The following is a 15,988-nucleotide window of genomic DNA, read 5'->3' as shown; positions in this document are numbered from 1 at the left end:
ATAGGAATTTAATGTTTGATTAATTTCTTCGAGATCAGCAATTTTCCTTCCAAATTCCAGATTTCGATCAAATATAAGCTTTTTTTCAATTCTGCCGTCGATAAAATGATAATTCCTTGTAAGCCAGGTCTTTCAATTGTTTGATGTGCCACAGCTCTTCCCAGGATATCGGTTATCCTGATAAAAATACCGGTTTTTGGTTTCTGAAGGAAAATGATATTTAATTTTTCTTGTAATGGATTTGGATAAATGAAGATGGCAGGGGCGGATTCTTCCTCACTAATAACCGTAAAAAGAAAATGAATCACATTGGAAGTATCAGATAAGCAGCCGGATGAATTGGTCACCATGACAAAGTAATCATCTTCAACCGGCGGATAAAAGACCTGCCAGGTAGCCCCGCTAATGGAGCCATTATTGTCGAACCACTGGTTTCCTTCTGCTGCCATGGAGATCAACGAGTCACCTTCCTGCACGATAACGGGAGTTTCAGGAATGGAGTTTATAATAACCTCAATATCAGAGGATACAGTATTTTCGCCATCATTAACGCTCACAGAATACAGAGTAGTAGCCGCAGGACTGGCAATCGGAAACTGCACTGCTGGATCAGTCAGTGTTGAAGAAGGTGTCCAGATGAAATTATAATTGCCCGTTCCTCCTAATACATAAGCGCCAAGCTGTGATTCACCCGGACCGCAAAACTCATGCGGGATAGCATTGGCTAACGTTTTCAATGTTCCATTAAGATTACTGGACGGGAAGACGATATAATCCAGCCAGCCCCCGTCAAGTCCCTGGCTGTTCAAATTATCCTTTTCAAAGGTCCATTTGAATGTATGAATGCCGGGTTTAACCTGGTAAGTTTGTAATTCCCATGACTTTTCTCCTGACCACTGGTCGATAAGCATATCATCGATGTAAAATTTCAGGAAATCAGAACCCGCTTCCGAAGAGACCTTGCGATAAAAAGAGATGTCATCATATCCAATCACATCAAAAATAACCTGCAATGCTGAGATCTGATTATTGTTAATATTGCCTGATTTGGCGGAATAGACTCCTTCGTACATATCGAGAAAATTGATGGCCCACGGTTTATTTCCGCTTGGCAACCAGTCGAACTTTGTTAAACTTCCTGTTTCCCAATCTTCAACGATGGCCCCGGAAGTGAAATTTATCGGGAAGCTTTGCTCGTAGGCACCATCATTGGAGGTGATATTCAACACCATCATCAGTATTTCTTCCAAAGGACAAAAAAAGCTGCAATTCGTCTCGAAAGTCAGTTGAATGCTATCCCCGAAATTCAGGTTTCCGAGGTCCGCATCAGGATTGGAAACTGACATAAATTCAGGGTCAATATTCAGGTAAACCTGGCCGTCTTCCATCATCATACCGCCAAGGTTGCGAAGGGTAATAATAAGATCAACATTCTCTCCCGGGTCGATCCGGCTGTTTTCATTCCCTGAAGGATCAGCAATCTGGCAGTCCAGAGTGAGAAAAATAACCTGTGGTTGTTCCGGAGCTTCAACGGCATCAAGGTCGAAGCCTGCATTATCTCCATTGGCCTGGACATTGCCGTCATCTTCGATACGGATATACCGGGCTTCTGAGATACCATTGGAAGAAAAATCGAAAGTCGCAGTGCCCATTCCGTCGCCAAGGAAAGTCCACGGACCATCCATACTTGTACCTGCAAAACAGGCAAATCCCTCCGGATCGCTGTCACCTTCGTGCACAATGACCTCGATGCCAGGGCCATCCAGAATATCTTGCTGCATATCAAGGATGATCCAGCCCGATTTGCCGATGGAATAGTTAACACCATCCGGTTCCGATAAAGCAGCAAACGTCTTAGCCTCATCGGCGAAATTAGTTCCCGGTATATGGCAGGCAATGACCCGGTAGGCGAATTGGTGGTATTCAGGTTGAAGAGCAAAATTCACGATGGTGTTGTTGTTGCTGACTATAGTTGTAGTTTGGGTAAGAGGCTGATAGCCATTGGCTGTAACTGTGACAGAATAGTTACCCGCCAGCAGGTATTTGTGATAATCCCCGATTACAGGATCACTATAACATGGATAATAATCATTAACGAAAATGGTGGCAGCAACAGGATCACCGGTCGTCGCATCATAGACTGTCCCGCTGATGCCGTAGCCGGCATATTCAATCATGGCAACCATTGCCGGCTCATTGAGGTCATAATAATATTGGATCTGTGAAGCCGGAGGCTGTTTATCAGAGGATATCTCTATCGTCCAGCCAATTGATCCCATCACACCATAAACAACATCTTTTGAACTGCCATTAATGGGATACATACCCGTATAACCTTGCTCATAAGGCAAATCAGAATAGCCGGAAGATGAGGAATAAATACCTGCCAGATGGTCGATATGAGCCAGGTCAGGACAGGGATCAGGGCGGTAACTCCAGGGGTAGGCAAGAAATTCTGTTCCGCTATGATAACTTGTATGGACAACAAACTGGTTTTCCATCATGCATGTTCTCAAGGACCTTGTTTCGACCTGTGAGTAATAGCCCGGACTATAACCTTCGCCATCCCACATATAGCCCCAGTCGCGGTTCAGATCGACACCGTTGCTGTTGTACCGGACCATATTCACCCTACCGTCGGGGTTGACCATAACATAGAGCCAGATTTCACGATTATCAATAAGGTTGGTGATCTCAGGATCAATATCATAACTCTCACAAAGAGACCCGGCAAACCTGATCAGGTTCTCCGGCCCGCCTATTTCATCACCATGGATTCCTCCATCGAACATTACTTCGGCTTCATTTTCATCATAGTTTACATTGTCGGAAATCTTTATCGCAACCAGTTGCCTGCCTTCCACGGAAAGTCCGTAATCATATTTTTTACATATCGATGAGTAACTTATGCAAAGTGTATTGATCGTTTGAATGATCTCATCATAGGTATGGTATTGGTCGCGGGTTGACCAGAAATTTTTGAAATATTCATTCAGGCCGGCTTTAAGGATTTCAAAAGTAAACCCGCCGGATTTAACCCTCTCCAATTCTTCAGGTGTTACATAGAGTAAAGCATAGCCGGCATGGCTGTATATATCCCCGTTCAAGTCAAGAAGGCTAAGTTCAGCAGCTTGCCAGGGCCCGTCGATTGTTACTTTAATTTCCATTTCACCCTCACGCCAGCCGACCTGGGCGCTGCTTCCAAGGTATAACAGGACAATTGCGAGTAACAGGTATATCTTTCCCATCCCTGGTTTAAGGTTTCGAAACAGATTCAAAGTTAGTAAAGATAATACCTGGCGGGGGAATTATTTAATGAATTTCCCCGTGATGCGCTGGGCGCTTCCCTCAGGTTGCATAATCAGTAAATAGACACCAGCCGGGAGAGATGCAGCCGGGATGAGGATTTGGTTGAAACCCGTTTCGAGCATTTCATCATGTGAATAGTAACTTCTCCCTGTGACATCAACGACATTGATATCAACATGGGCAGATACAGGAGAAAATGCGCTGACATGCAGGTCTTCGATTACCGGGTTAGGGTAAATACGGATAAAAGAAATACCCTTTTCCAATACTTCCTGGATGCCATAAACATTGGATCCGAATATGGTCAGGTTGATCCCTTCAGCCAATGGGGAGCTTTCCGAAAGAGTAAAAGTAACAATTGTTGAAGGTTTACCGGTTGCATCAGCGTTCAGGAAATAAGTGCCATAAGGAATCCCGGTAAATTCAAAATATCCTGATGGATTGGGCATGGTGAAAAGCAGCGGTGAATGATTGACATCCGAAAGGATTATGGTAGTCTGAGAAATTGGCGGCATGCTGAGTTCATGGCTTTGCTCGAAATTGACATACCCCTTGATAACCCCTGGACCAATCGGCAGTTCCTGGACGGACAGGAGATGGATTTCGGCATCATAGTAACTTGAAGTGGATATTGTCAGCAAATCTGCTTTTGTCCACAAAATATCATTGCCATAATAGGTAGTGAAGTAATTGTTATAATGCGTGGATCCTTCCGTCAGTCCGATCTTTATGATGTAATCCCCCGTAAAAAGATATCCGAACCAATAATAACCGTAGTCCTGGAAATAATGATCTTCAACGAAAACGACCTGTTCATTGACAATCCTGTAAAGTGAGGCAATGCCGGTATCTCCGGTCATAACCGGATTATTAAGTGGATACTCTCCGGCATATACAAGTCCGCCCAGGCTGAAATAATCAAGCGTAATGACATCCTGGCAGAGTTGGTCGGAACAGCCGGTTGTGTCGTTCAGGTTTTTAACGGTAAGACAAACTTCGTAAATCCCGGGGTCGTTATATTGATGAGATGGATTTTGTTCCGTGCTGGAGAAACCATCGCCGAAATCCCAGTGCCATGAATTGATATTGCCAGTTGATAGATCTGTGAAATGGTACAAAAACGGGTAACTTGTAAGGGAATCCGGAATGGCAGAAAACATTGCCTGGCAGGAGGTATCAGAGACATTACCGGAACTTTCCCCGATAGTGACCTTAGCCGTGACATTTAAATGGTTTTGTGCTGGCAGGTTTAAGGAAAGAAAGAGCAGCCATAAAGTAATTGTAAATATTTGCAGGGATTTCATAGCATTGATGCTTTAAAAGTTATACCGGATACCGGCTCTGACTCCCGTAACATATGGTTTCCGTGGTTTATACCCGGGTTGTTTGGCATAGACAGGACTTATATATTGCTCAAAGACAGGTTCCAGGTGGAGGCTGAATTTTTCTGTAAAGAGATATCCAAAATCAAGTCCTGCAATGAATCTCCAGTTGGTATTCATCCTGGCCGGCACTTGTCGCTCAATATCGATCAGTTCGGCATCAGATATCCAGAAATCCACAGTCGGTTCCTGTTTATCCACAAGTACTGAAAACTTCACTCCCGCGGAAGCAGTAAGGGAAACACGGCTTTTTTGTAAGAATGTGTAACCGAAAGCCAATGGAATATCAATGTAGGAGTAATAATTAGTCTTATCTTCAATAATATAATGCGGTACAGAATCATATATCGGTTCTTCCTCCAGGACATACGTAATCTGGCCCGGATTTCTGGGATCGACCGTAAATGAAACGACACGCAGGTAAAAGCCCACACTATCCTTAGTTTTATAATTGACCTGGTAGGAGCCTATATCCTCCATCCGGCTGAAACCTATTCCGCTCATTATGCTGAAAGCAGAAATTTTATAATGGATAACTGCTTCGGCGCCAAGCATTTTATTATAAGGATTCGGATCATAAAATACGATGGAAGGGTTGAAATTTATTCCTGCCGAGATTTCCGCCTTCCTGAAATAATCGTTTTCGTATTTGGGAGAGAAAGCAGAAGTGAGTGAAATATGAGGTACGGATAAAATATCAGTACTGAAAGATCCGGGATCCATTAATCCGGACCTTAGCGATGGCATGCGATATAACCACTTATCAGCATAAAAAGAAACCGGATCAGGCTCACGTTCCAGCGAAAGGGTATAATCAACCTGGTTTGCGCTTAATATCGGAAAGATTGCAGGGTCTTCGGAAGGGTCAGTAATCGATGCCAGGAACTGGGCACTTGGATCGCCGGCAGGGTCAACCGGATTTTCCAGGTAAACAACAGGTTTAATGGAAAAGGTTCTTTCAGGCAAATCGGTCTTGTAATTTCTGTTCTGGTGAATCTGCTCCGGATTGTCGGATTGAATAAGATATCCCTCACGGATGTTCCCGGCAGGGAGGGTCGGTTCTTTCTCAGCCTGATCATTGGCAGGAATGAGTATCCATGGCATCAATCCTGCGACTATCAGTAAAAGGATGGAAGTAATCAGGCCTGAAGGGCGGTATTTCGAGGGCGGGAAAAACCGCCTTTCGATCCTTCGCCAAAGACCGATGGAAGGCTCAACCTGGTATCCGGTCATGGCCTCCCTGAAAAGATCGTCTATTTTATTCCTGGTATTCATATCGTTGTAACCCTGTTGACATGATTGTGTTGCAATAATGCTTCAATTTTTTTCCGTAATGCTTTCCTGGCTTTCAATAATTGGGTTTTAGAAGTATTTTCTGATATCCCGAGCAGGGAAGCGATGTCTTTATGATTGTAACTTTCAATTGCATAGAGGTTAAATACCATCCGGTAGCCATCGGGCAATTCCTGGATCATTTCCATCAGTTTTTCCCTGGAGATATTCAGTTCGTCCGCAAGGTCATCATCTTCATCAGGATGATCATCCATTACCGCAGATTGAACGATTTCACTGACATCTTCATGGAAGGAATATTTCAGGTTGGATTGATAGTTATCGATAGCGGCATTGATCATGATCCTTTTGATCCAGCCTTCTAAAGAGCCTTCACGGCGGAATTTATGTATCTGGGTGAACACCTTGATAAAACCATCCTGCATCACGTCTTCGGCATCAATGCGGTTCTTGCAGTAACGCATGCAAACACCCAGCATGACCGAAGCATAATTTTTGAAGAGCAGGCTATAAGCTTTTCGCTTGCCTTCCAAACACCCTACGATGATTTGATCATCGGAATTCATCCTTTATACCTTCAGTAGATAAGACTCCGGTCTTTGAAAAAAGTTGCCCGGAAAAGAAAAGAAAAAATAGTGAAAGATGGCAATGATGCTCTTATTAATTTGATTTCAGGAACTTACCTGAGATCATCACCTTGTCTTCAGGGATTATAAGCACCTCGTAGAACCCTGCCGGCAAATCCCTCACAGGGAGGATGATCTCCTGTGATCCTTCCGGTAACTGGTTATCCTGCCGGCAGATGACCCTGCCCAGGAGGTCAGTGATCATAACAGTCATGTCGGATGCCTTTAAAACCTGGAGGGAAATCCTGGCCTGGTCGGAAACCGGATTGGGGTAAATGAGAAACGCTTTGTCTATAAAGGTCGAAATATTTTCAGGAATTGAAAAAGTAATTTGTTGGGGGTAGATAACCAGGCTTACATCGTCAACCCAGGGTTTATCTTCAGAAATAGTCACATACATCGGCGTAGTGGATATCCCTGCCACATCCGGGAAAAGCTGATAAGTCCCATAGGTAATATTGTTAAAACTGAAATTTCCCTCTATGTCGGATAACCCGCAGGTCAGGCTGGTTCCCTGTCCGTTCAGGAGAAGAATTTCAATATCTCCCGCCGGGATGGGTGTCCTGACAATCAGGGATGTATCATAAGTGATCTGCCCGGTAATCTGTCCTTCGCCTGAAGTGATGCCATCAGAAGGAATGAGGCTGATATCGCATTCCCAGTTATCGTCATCTGAAAGGACAATTTCCTGTGCATCTTGCCAGTCAAAGACATTGCCAAAGTAAGTGGGCATGAATTGCCCGTAAAGCACCGAACCGTACTGCAACCTGGCCTTTGTGGTGTATTTTCCTTCGGGTAGCTCATAGAAGTAATAATAACCCAGGGTGTCGATCTGCGTAGTATCAAGAGGGATCAGGTTGTTATCCGCATCATAGGTGTACAAGTAAGCCAGGCCTAAATCTATAGGAAAATATTGGGCAAATACATGGCCGCCGATATGATGAAACTCCCTGAGGCCGACTTGTACCTGTTTGGTAATGGAGCTTGTGAGACAATCCAGGCATTCAGGAAGTGCGCTGATAGTCAGGGTAACCATATATACCCCTGGTTCATCATAAATATGTTCAGGATCCTGCACGGTAGAGGTTTTGCCATCCCCAAAGTCCCAAAGCCATGACTTGATGCTGACTCCAAATGATTCATCCTTAAAGATGATTTTTAATGGATTTTCCTCCAGCGGATCACCCTGTGGTGTAAAATTAGCCTGCAGTTCCTCATTCGCATTGGGGTCGAAAATGGCGAAATCGGCGAACATTAAATACTTATTTTCCCAGACGAACCGGTAATAACGGTCAAGCTGGATCATGATATTGTCAAAGTCGTACAGGTAAACTTTAATGATCCCATCTGTAGAAGTAGTGGCGATAGTATCCCGGTAAAAACCATTCACATCGGTTTTGGCTGTTGCATAATAGCTGAATCCGTTATTGATCAGGGAATCTGAGCTGATATAAATCTGGTGGTCTGCGATCGGGGCACCGGTATTGGTGTTGGTAAGCTGGCCGCTGAGGAAGATATATTTCTGATGGAAGTTTATCTGGGCTGAAGCCGGCATGATCATGAAGCCCAGCAATGCGAGCAGGGTGGCACAGGCCAGGCCCCACCGGCGAAATTGCTTGCTTTTGAATGGGAGTAAAAGTTTTTTCATGATCGAAAGCTTAGAAGTTGTAATTCAAACCTGCTCTGATACCGAATGAAGTTGTATTCCCCCTGGCGCCATCCGGCAGGTTGTATTCCGGTTTTAGTGCAAAACGGAAAGTAGGTTCCAGGCTGAAACTGAATTTATCAGCCAGCTGATAGTCAAATCCCGCTCCCATCATTAGTTGCCAGTTAACTGCAGACCTTGCGGGTATCTGGTAATCAACGTTGATGATCCTGGCTTTATCTTCAGGATACCCGGCACCAGGTACATTCCTGATGACCAGGAATGATGCGGCCGGCCCGGCTTTGGCAAATATCGAGAACCTGCCGAAATTATACCGGTAACCGAACAATAACGGGATTTCCAGATAAGTATAATTAGCTTTTGTTTGAGATATGGTATAATGGTTTACCGTATCGTATACCTCAACGGTATGGGTAAAATAGGTCGGGATAACACCATTTTCAGTGGAATCGAATGTAACCTCATAGACATCTTCGTAAGTACCTAAATAGCGGTTATAATCGACGGCATAATTACCCTTGTCATGGGTAAACCTCATATTGATGCCGCTCTGGATAAAAAAGCGGTTAAAACTAACCTGAGGCAGGATACCTGCGTTGTAGCTGACCGTATTCTCTATGCTTGCATCCTGACACCTGGTCACTTCCGGATTGAAATAAATCCCGATAGACCAATCTGAACGGCTATGCCTTGCATAATCCTGGAATCCTGACAGTTTCCTGATATCACGAAGGCTCAGGTCATACTTCAGGGCATCGGCATAGCTGAGTTCACCGGCAGTAAGTGCCTGGACAAGGCCGGCTTTCCATTGGCCACTTCTCGATGGGCTATTCGAAGCGATTGACGGATTATTTTTTGCCTTTTTCTGTTTCCTGTCACCTGGATAGGTTTGTCCAAAAGCTTCCCTGACCGGGATCACAGGCTGTTGATCATGCTGGATTGCCTGGTTAAGACTTTCGGATGAAAAACTGGAAGCAGGTACTTCTGACGGGGTTTGGTAAAACTCTTCCTGTAAAGTAACATCAGAAGTCGTGGTAGATCCGGTTGAAATTACCCCTGCTTTCTGGACTGACAGCGCAGAAGCCTCAGTCTTCAGGAGAGTGGATCTGGAATCGTCAATATAAAAATGATACAGTAATCCGCCGACAAAGATCAGCAGGGAGACGGTAACAATGATCGGCATAACGAATCCGGAAGAAGATGGCGGGGGAGGGTTCTTTTTAATGCCGGACCTGATGTTTTCCCACACCTGAATAGGCGGATCCGGCTCGAAGTTTTCGAACTTCTGCCGGATGATCTGGTCGATATGGTTGAAATTTTCTGCCATCGTCATTATTGTTTGCGTTGTGTAAGTCTTTGTTGAAGAGCCATCCGGGCCCTTGAAAGCTGTGACTTGGAAGTATTTTCTGAAATATTCAGCATTTCCGCAATTTCCTTGTGGTTATAGCCCTCAATGATATAAAGGTTAAATACCAGGCGGTAACCTTCAGGTAATTCATGAATCAGGTTCAGGAGATCAGCAGTGGATATCTTTTCAAGAATATCTTCCGATACAGATTGGTAAGACTCCGCCTTATCAATGCTCGTCTCGCTCCATTCGTTCTGTTTGCTGTTGTAATAGTTTATGGCTGTGTTGACGATTATACGTCTGATCCAGCCTTCGAGAGAGCCATCGTGACGGAATTCCTTGAGGAATGAAAAAACTTTGATATAACCTTCCTGAAGGATGTCGTCAGCTTCCAATGTATTCCTTGCAAAGCGCAGACAAACACCGTACATACGGCGTGAAAACCGCTTGTAGAGTAATTCCTGAGCCCTTGAATCATTCTCCAGGCAACGTTCGATCAATTCTTTATCAGAGTACATCAAACTTAAACCCCCCCTTTAGCCGTAACAGGTAAAAGGGTTTTATTAACGAATTAACCTTTCTTATCTATTACAAACATAGTAAATTAATTCACAAAGGAAGAATAAATAGTTATATTTTCTTCTTCTCCGGAAATGCAATATTTCAAAGAACGCATGCAACGCAATAATAACAGGCATAATTTATCCTGTCAATGTAAGTTTAAGACAAGATTTCACAGGAAAGGGTTGCATGCGGCGGTAAATATTTGTAAGCTACCCGGAGAAGATCAGTCAGAATACTTTATTTCGCATAAAAGGAATTCTGACTTTCACCCGCCACAAAATATTATAAACTGCCGGAACTACAAGCAGCGTGAGGAAAGTGGAAAAGGTCAGACCGAAGATGATGGTCCAGGAAATCGGCCCCCAGAACGCAACATTGTCACCTCCGAAGTATATCTTGGGATCAAAATGCTCAAACAGTGATATAAAATCGATATTCATGCCGGATGCCAGTGGGATCAAACCCAGTAGCGTGGTCGCCGCAGTCAGAAGAACCGGCCGCAACCTGGTTTTACTTGCCTGCACAAGGCATTGAATTTCAATATCACGGGGAAGACTTGCCCTGTCATCGAGTCCCATCTCCCTGCGTTTTCTAAGTTTGACAAGATCGATGTAATCGATCAGAACGATGGCATTTTTCACCACGATTCCTGCGAGGGAAATCAGGCCAATCCCGGTCATAATGATCACGAAATCCATTTTAAAAGTGGCTATGCCTCCAAATACCCCAATCGTGCTCAGGATAATACTGGTCATGATTATAAGCGGCTTGACCAATGAATTAAACTGGGATACCAGGATCAGCATGATCAATGACAGTGCGATGAGAAGCGCTCTTATAAGGAACGCAATTGATTCGGCCTGCTCCTCCTGTTCACCGGTAAATTTATATTCATAACCGGATGGCATTTCGAAATTTGCCATGATTGTTTTCAGCTCAGCATTGATTTCATTCGCATTATAACCTTTGATGACATTGGAATAGAGGGTCACCATGCGTTTCATCTCATTTCTTTTGACGGCTTCATAAGTGGTGCTATAGGTGAAGTCAGCCACTGCCGATATCGGAACCTGGACTATCCTCCCGTTCGTAGGGTCCCTGAAAGTGATAACCTGGCTTAAAAGGGAAGACAGATCATTGCGGTATTGTTCCTTCAGACGGAGTTGAATAGGATATTCATCCTCTCCATCTTTGAAATCAGAAATATCTTTACCAAATAGTGCGGTTCTGATAGTCATCGCTATCTGGGCAGTTGACAGGCCATAGCGCCTCGCCCTTTCACGGTCGATATTCAGAATGGCTTCCGGTTTTCCTACGTTCAGGTCCATTTTAAGCCCTTCAATCCCACTAATACCGGCTTTTTTTATGTAGCTTTCTATGGTATCGGACAGGTAGATCAGTTTGTCGAAGTCTTGCCCCGTAATTTCAAGGTTGATAGCTTTGCCGGTGGGTGGACCTTCCCCCTGTTTTTCAACGGACAGCTCTACTCCCGGATATTTTCCTATGAGCGCATCGCTCAGGTCTTTCATCGCATCCCAGGTGTCGATGCCACCGCGAAGTTCATAATCGATAAATGTTACAGTAACTAAGCCCTTGTTAGGAGTCTCTGAAACATCAAACCCTTCATCTTCTCCCCTGGCTCCATTTCCCACCGTTGTAAGAACCGATTTGACAATGGGTTTATATGGTTCCATTACCTGGAAAACCTTATCTTCCAATCCTACCATAAATTTATTGGTGGCGTTAACATCAGTCCCGACCGGTAACCTGGCCAGAACATTAATATACTGGGGATTCATGGAAGGAAAGAATTCGACTTTCGGTTTTCTTACTCCCATGAGGAAGATAGTGAACAAGAGGAGAAAGATGGCACCCCCAAGTATTAAATAGGGGTTTCTGCCCCTGAGAACAAATTTTAAGAGCCTGCTGTAATTTTGATCGAGCCATTCAAGGAAGTTATCATAAAACCAGCGTCCGATTCTGTTAAGAAAGAGAAGATTGGCCAGGCCGATAAGGGCCAGGAGCACCAAAATACTTCCAACGGTATTCTGCCCGATAGCATAAAAGATAGCTGCAAGAACAGTCATCACCAAAACTGTTATCAGTGTCCTTTTTCTTTTGACAGGCGGAAACTGGTTGCCGGATTTCATGAAAGTAGAAGTAAGAACAGGTGTGATTACCAGGGCGACAAATAGGGAAGAACCCAATGTAATGATCAATACAACCGGAAGATATTTCATGAACTCCCCGATAATACTGTGCCAGAAGATCAGAGGAAAGAATGCTACAAGGGTCGTCAGGGTCGATGTGATAACAGGGATAGCCACTTCACCCACCGCAAAACGCGAAGCCTCACCTCTTCTGATACCCCTTTCAACATACCGGAATGTGTTTTCTGTTGTGACGATGGCATCGTCAACGATCATTCCAAGTGCCAGGATAAGCGCGAAGATCATGATCATGTTCAGTTTGTACCCCATCAGGCTGAAAATGAGGAAAGAAATGAACATCGACAAGGGAATGGCCAACCCGACAAAAAATGAATTCCGGCCCCCCAGGAAGAAAAATAATACAAGTACGACCAGGATAATTCCAAGGATCATGCTGTTTTCCAGCTCACTCAGTTGCCTGCGGATAATGTCTGACTGATCATTGGTGATGGTTATATGCAGGCCGGAAGGGAGTGAACCATTTTCCTTCGCCTGGTCAAGCGACTTGAATATCTTATCCGTTGCTTCGATCAGGTTTTCTCCTCCTTTCTTGACCACATGAAGGGATACGACCGGCTGTTTGTTCAACCTGGCAAAGTCTTTCGGGTCAGCAAACCCGTCAACAACATCCGCAATGTCCCTTAAATAAACTATATCGCCGCCTTCATGCTTTACAATGATGTTCCGGATATCCTCCATGTTTTTGAATTCGCCAATGACCCTAAGCGACCGGCGGGTGTCACCCTGGCGCACCTGGCCGCCAGCCATGGAAATGTTTTCCAGGCCAACTGCGTTTTCGATATCATAAAAACTAATCTCCCTTGCTGACATACTAAGCGGGTCGACGTTGATCTGTATTTCCCGTTCATTCAGTCCCTTTATATCAACCCTGGAAATTTCAGGGAAGGCTTCGATCTCATCTTCAAGGAATTCGGCATACTTTTTCAGTTCCGTCAGGCTGTAATCACCTGAAAGATTGATATAAACGATCGGAAATTCAGTGAAGTCGAGGTCCATAACCATAGGATCCTGGGGAAGGTCATCAGGCAGATCGCCCTTTACCTTGTCAACCCCATCCTTTACATCCTGCACTGCCGCCTTGATGTTTACATTGGTATTGAACTCAATAAGGATAGTAGAGACATCCTGTGAGGAGGTGGAGTTGATCTCCTTTACACCTTTGATTGATTCCAGCTCTTTCTCCAGCGGTCGTGTGACAAGATTTTCCATGTCCACCGGCGGGTTTCCCGGGTAAATGGTCTGTACAAAAACTGTCGGGATTACGATTTCGGGGAACAACTCCTTGGGCAGATTGATGTAAGAAATCATCCCGGCCACCATGAGGACAACGACCATGAGGTACACCGAAATCTTGTTATTCAGCGCAATATTCGTAAGGAAAAATTCGCGTACTACCTTTTGTTTTTTTTCCTGTGGATCACTCATAACATATAATAATAAGGCGGCAAAAGTAAGATAATTTCAGAAAAACAATGTAGGCGGATTCGAGATAATGTTTTCTCAAATCAACAGATGGGACCTGCTAAAACTTAATTAGCAGGATCATAAATAAGTTATATTTGTATGATCGGTAAAATATGCGGGTTTACTTGGGTATTAAAGAGGGAGTCCAATATGAATGAAATTGAGATCAGAAAAGTCAGTTCACGCAGAGCCCTGAAAAAATTCGTTGATTTTCCCTTTCAATTATATAAGGACAATTCGTTTTGGGTCCCGCCCATAAAATCTGATGAGATCAAAACACTTCGCGAAGATAAGAACCCGGTCTTTGAATATTGCGAAGCCGAATATTGGATTGCTTTTCGCGATAATAAACCGGTGGGCCGGATTGCCGGCATAATCAACCATCATGAAGTAGAACGCTGGAATGCCAGGCTGGCCAGGTTTGGCTGGATTGATTTTATCGATGATCAGGAAGTATCGCGCATTTTAATTGAAACCGTTAAAAATTGGAGCAAGGCCAAAGGTATGACCACTTTGCACGGACCACTTGGGTTTACCAGCATGGATGCGGCAGGCATGTTGATAGAAGGATTTGAAGAAATTTCCAGTCTTTCAGCTATTTATAATTTTCCTTATTATGCAGACCACATGCAAAAACTCGGTTTCCGGAAGGCCACTGACCTGGTTCAGTACGAGATCAGGACTCCTTCTGAAATTCCGGAAAAGGTGGAAAGAATTACCCGCATTGTTTTGCAGAAATATAGCATGCATTTGCTGAAACCACGGAAGGTGAAAGAGTTACGGCCTTATACGGAAAAGATGTTTTCGATTTATAACAAGGCTTTTCATGACCTATACGGCTTTACAGCCCTGACCAAAAGACAGATAGATTACTATTCAAAAAAATATTTAAGATTAATCCGCCCCGATTTTATATCATTAGTAATCGATGCGCAGGATGATGTTGTTGGATTTGGGATAACTATGCCCAGTCTTTCCAGAGCGCTCCAGAAAACCAAAGGATCATTGCTGCCATTCGGATTTATTCACCTGCTGCGTGCTCTCCGGAAAAATGATATGGCGCACATGTACCTGGTGGGTGTACGGCCCGATTACCAAGGGAAAGGACTATTGGCACTTGTATTTCAGGATATTTACTTGACTTTTATAGATAATGGAATAAAACTGGCACAAACCCTTCCGCAGCTTGAAGATAATTTGAAAGCCGTTAGCATCTGGAAAAATTATGACAGCAGGGTGCATATCAGACGGCGCTGCTGGATCCTGGATATGTAAAGAGTAAAAAGATAACTTATCTTTGGTTGAAATAAAAGGATCGCAATATGAATAAGATTGAGATCAAACAGGTCAATTCACTTAAAGAACTGAAGAAATTCGTCGACTTTCCATTTAAATTATTTAAAGGAAATGCATTTTGGGTCCCGCCGTTGAAGTTTGATGAGATCAATACGCTTCGCAAAGATAGGAACCCTGCTTTTGAATTTTGTGAAGCCGAATACTGGATTGCTTACTGCGATGGAATACCTGTAGGGCGGATTGCCGGGATTATTAATCCCATTGAGATCCAACGATGGAATACACGACTGGTCAGGTTTGGTTGGATCGATTTTATTGATGATCCGGAAGTTTCACATGCATTAATAGAAACGGTAAAAGAATGGGGCAAATCAAAAGGGATGACCGGTATTCATGGTCCTCTTGGCTTTAATGATATGGACGCGGAGGGAATGTTGATAGAAGGCTTTGATGAGATTTCAAGTCTTTCGGCCATTTATAATTATCCTTATTACAGAGATCATATGGAAAAGCTGGGTTTCCGAAAGGCAACCGACTTTGTCCAGTTTGAGGTAAAGGTCCCTGCCGAAATTCCTGAAAAGGTGGAGAGGTTGACCCGGATCGTTCTGGAAAAATATAACCTTCGGTTGCTGAATGCCCACAAAGCAAAAGAGATACGGCCTTATGCCATTAAGATGTTTGCTGTATATTCCGGTCGATCCTGACCCCCCATTCCGGAGCAAGGTGACCCCCCATTCCGGTGATACTGACCCCCTCTTTTTCTGAGAACTGCAAATAATCTCCTTTGTTTTATAACTCATTGGTTATTA

The 15,988-nt window shown here is 44.0% G+C and carries 10 protein-coding genes; 2 read left to right on the top strand and 8 right to left on the bottom strand.

The window, feature by feature from the left end:
• Nucleotides 1-8: 8 nt before the first annotated feature.
• From M0Q51_04905 to M0Q51_04870, 8 genes are all read right to left on the bottom strand, one after another.
• Nucleotides 9-3,248: a hypothetical protein gene (locus M0Q51_04905; GenBank protein ID MCK9399316.1), complete on the bottom strand. Its 3,240-nt coding sequence runs from the start codon at nt 3,246-3,248 to the stop codon at nt 9-11.
• Between the two features lie 60 nt (nt 3,249-3,308).
• Nucleotides 3,309-4,613 (bottom strand): PKD domain-containing protein, encoded by a 1,305-nt coding sequence (locus M0Q51_04900; GenBank protein MCK9399315.1) that lies wholly within the window; start codon nt 4,611-4,613, stop codon nt 3,309-3,311.
• A 12-nt stretch (nt 4,614-4,625) separates the two neighbouring features.
• Complete coding sequence (locus M0Q51_04895; protein ID MCK9399314.1) at nt 4,626-5,966, bottom strand: hypothetical protein; 1,341 nt, start codon at nt 5,964-5,966, stop codon at nt 4,626-4,628.
• Nucleotides 5,963-6,550: an RNA polymerase sigma factor gene (locus M0Q51_04890; GenBank protein MCK9399313.1), complete on the bottom strand. Its 588-nt coding sequence runs from the start codon at nt 6,548-6,550 to the stop codon at nt 5,963-5,965. The genes M0Q51_04895 and M0Q51_04890 overlap by 4 nt, the downstream gene beginning before the upstream one ends.
• Before the next feature lie 94 nt (nt 6,551-6,644).
• A complete protein-coding gene (locus tag M0Q51_04885) occupies nt 6,645-8,258 on the bottom strand; it encodes a PKD domain-containing protein (GenBank protein MCK9399312.1) in 1,614 nt (537 codons plus the stop codon).
• A gap of 10 nt (nt 8,259-8,268) precedes the next feature.
• Nucleotides 8,269-9,603, bottom strand: coding sequence for a porin family protein (locus M0Q51_04880; GenBank protein ID MCK9399311.1), 1,335 nt, complete (start codon nt 9,601-9,603; stop codon nt 8,269-8,271).
• Between the two features lie 5 nt (nt 9,604-9,608).
• Nucleotides 9,609-10,142, bottom strand: a complete 534-nt coding sequence (locus M0Q51_04875; protein MCK9399310.1) for a sigma-70 family RNA polymerase sigma factor — start codon at nt 10,140-10,142, stop codon at nt 9,609-9,611.
• Nucleotides 10,143-10,415: 273 nt separating this feature from the next.
• The gene (locus M0Q51_04870; protein MCK9399309.1) at nt 10,416-13,844 is read right to left on the bottom strand and encodes an efflux RND transporter permease subunit; all 3,429 of its coding nucleotides are present in this window, start codon (nt 13,842-13,844) and stop codon (nt 10,416-10,418) included.
• 189 nt (nt 13,845-14,033) lie between these two features.
• On the opposite strand from M0Q51_04870, the gene M0Q51_04865 reads away from it, so the two are divergent.
• Together M0Q51_04865 and M0Q51_04860 are read left to right on the top strand one after the other, a co-directional pair.
• The gene (locus tag M0Q51_04865) at nt 14,034-15,158 is read left to right on the top strand and encodes an N-acetyltransferase (GenBank protein MCK9399308.1); all 1,125 of its coding nucleotides are present in this window, start codon (nt 14,034-14,036) and stop codon (nt 15,156-15,158) included.
• 47 nt (nt 15,159-15,205) lie between these two features.
• Nucleotides 15,206-15,883 (top strand): hypothetical protein, encoded by a 678-nt coding sequence (locus tag M0Q51_04860; GenBank protein ID MCK9399307.1) that lies wholly within the window; start codon nt 15,206-15,208, stop codon nt 15,881-15,883.
• The last annotated feature ends 105 nt before the right edge of the window (nt 15,884-15,988 follow it).

The organism is Bacteroidales bacterium (genome assembly GCA_023229505.1).
Lineage (GTDB): Bacteria > Bacteroidota > Bacteroidia > Bacteroidales > JAGOPY01 > JAGOPY01.
This window is presented reverse-complemented; position numbering and strand designations above follow the sequence as displayed.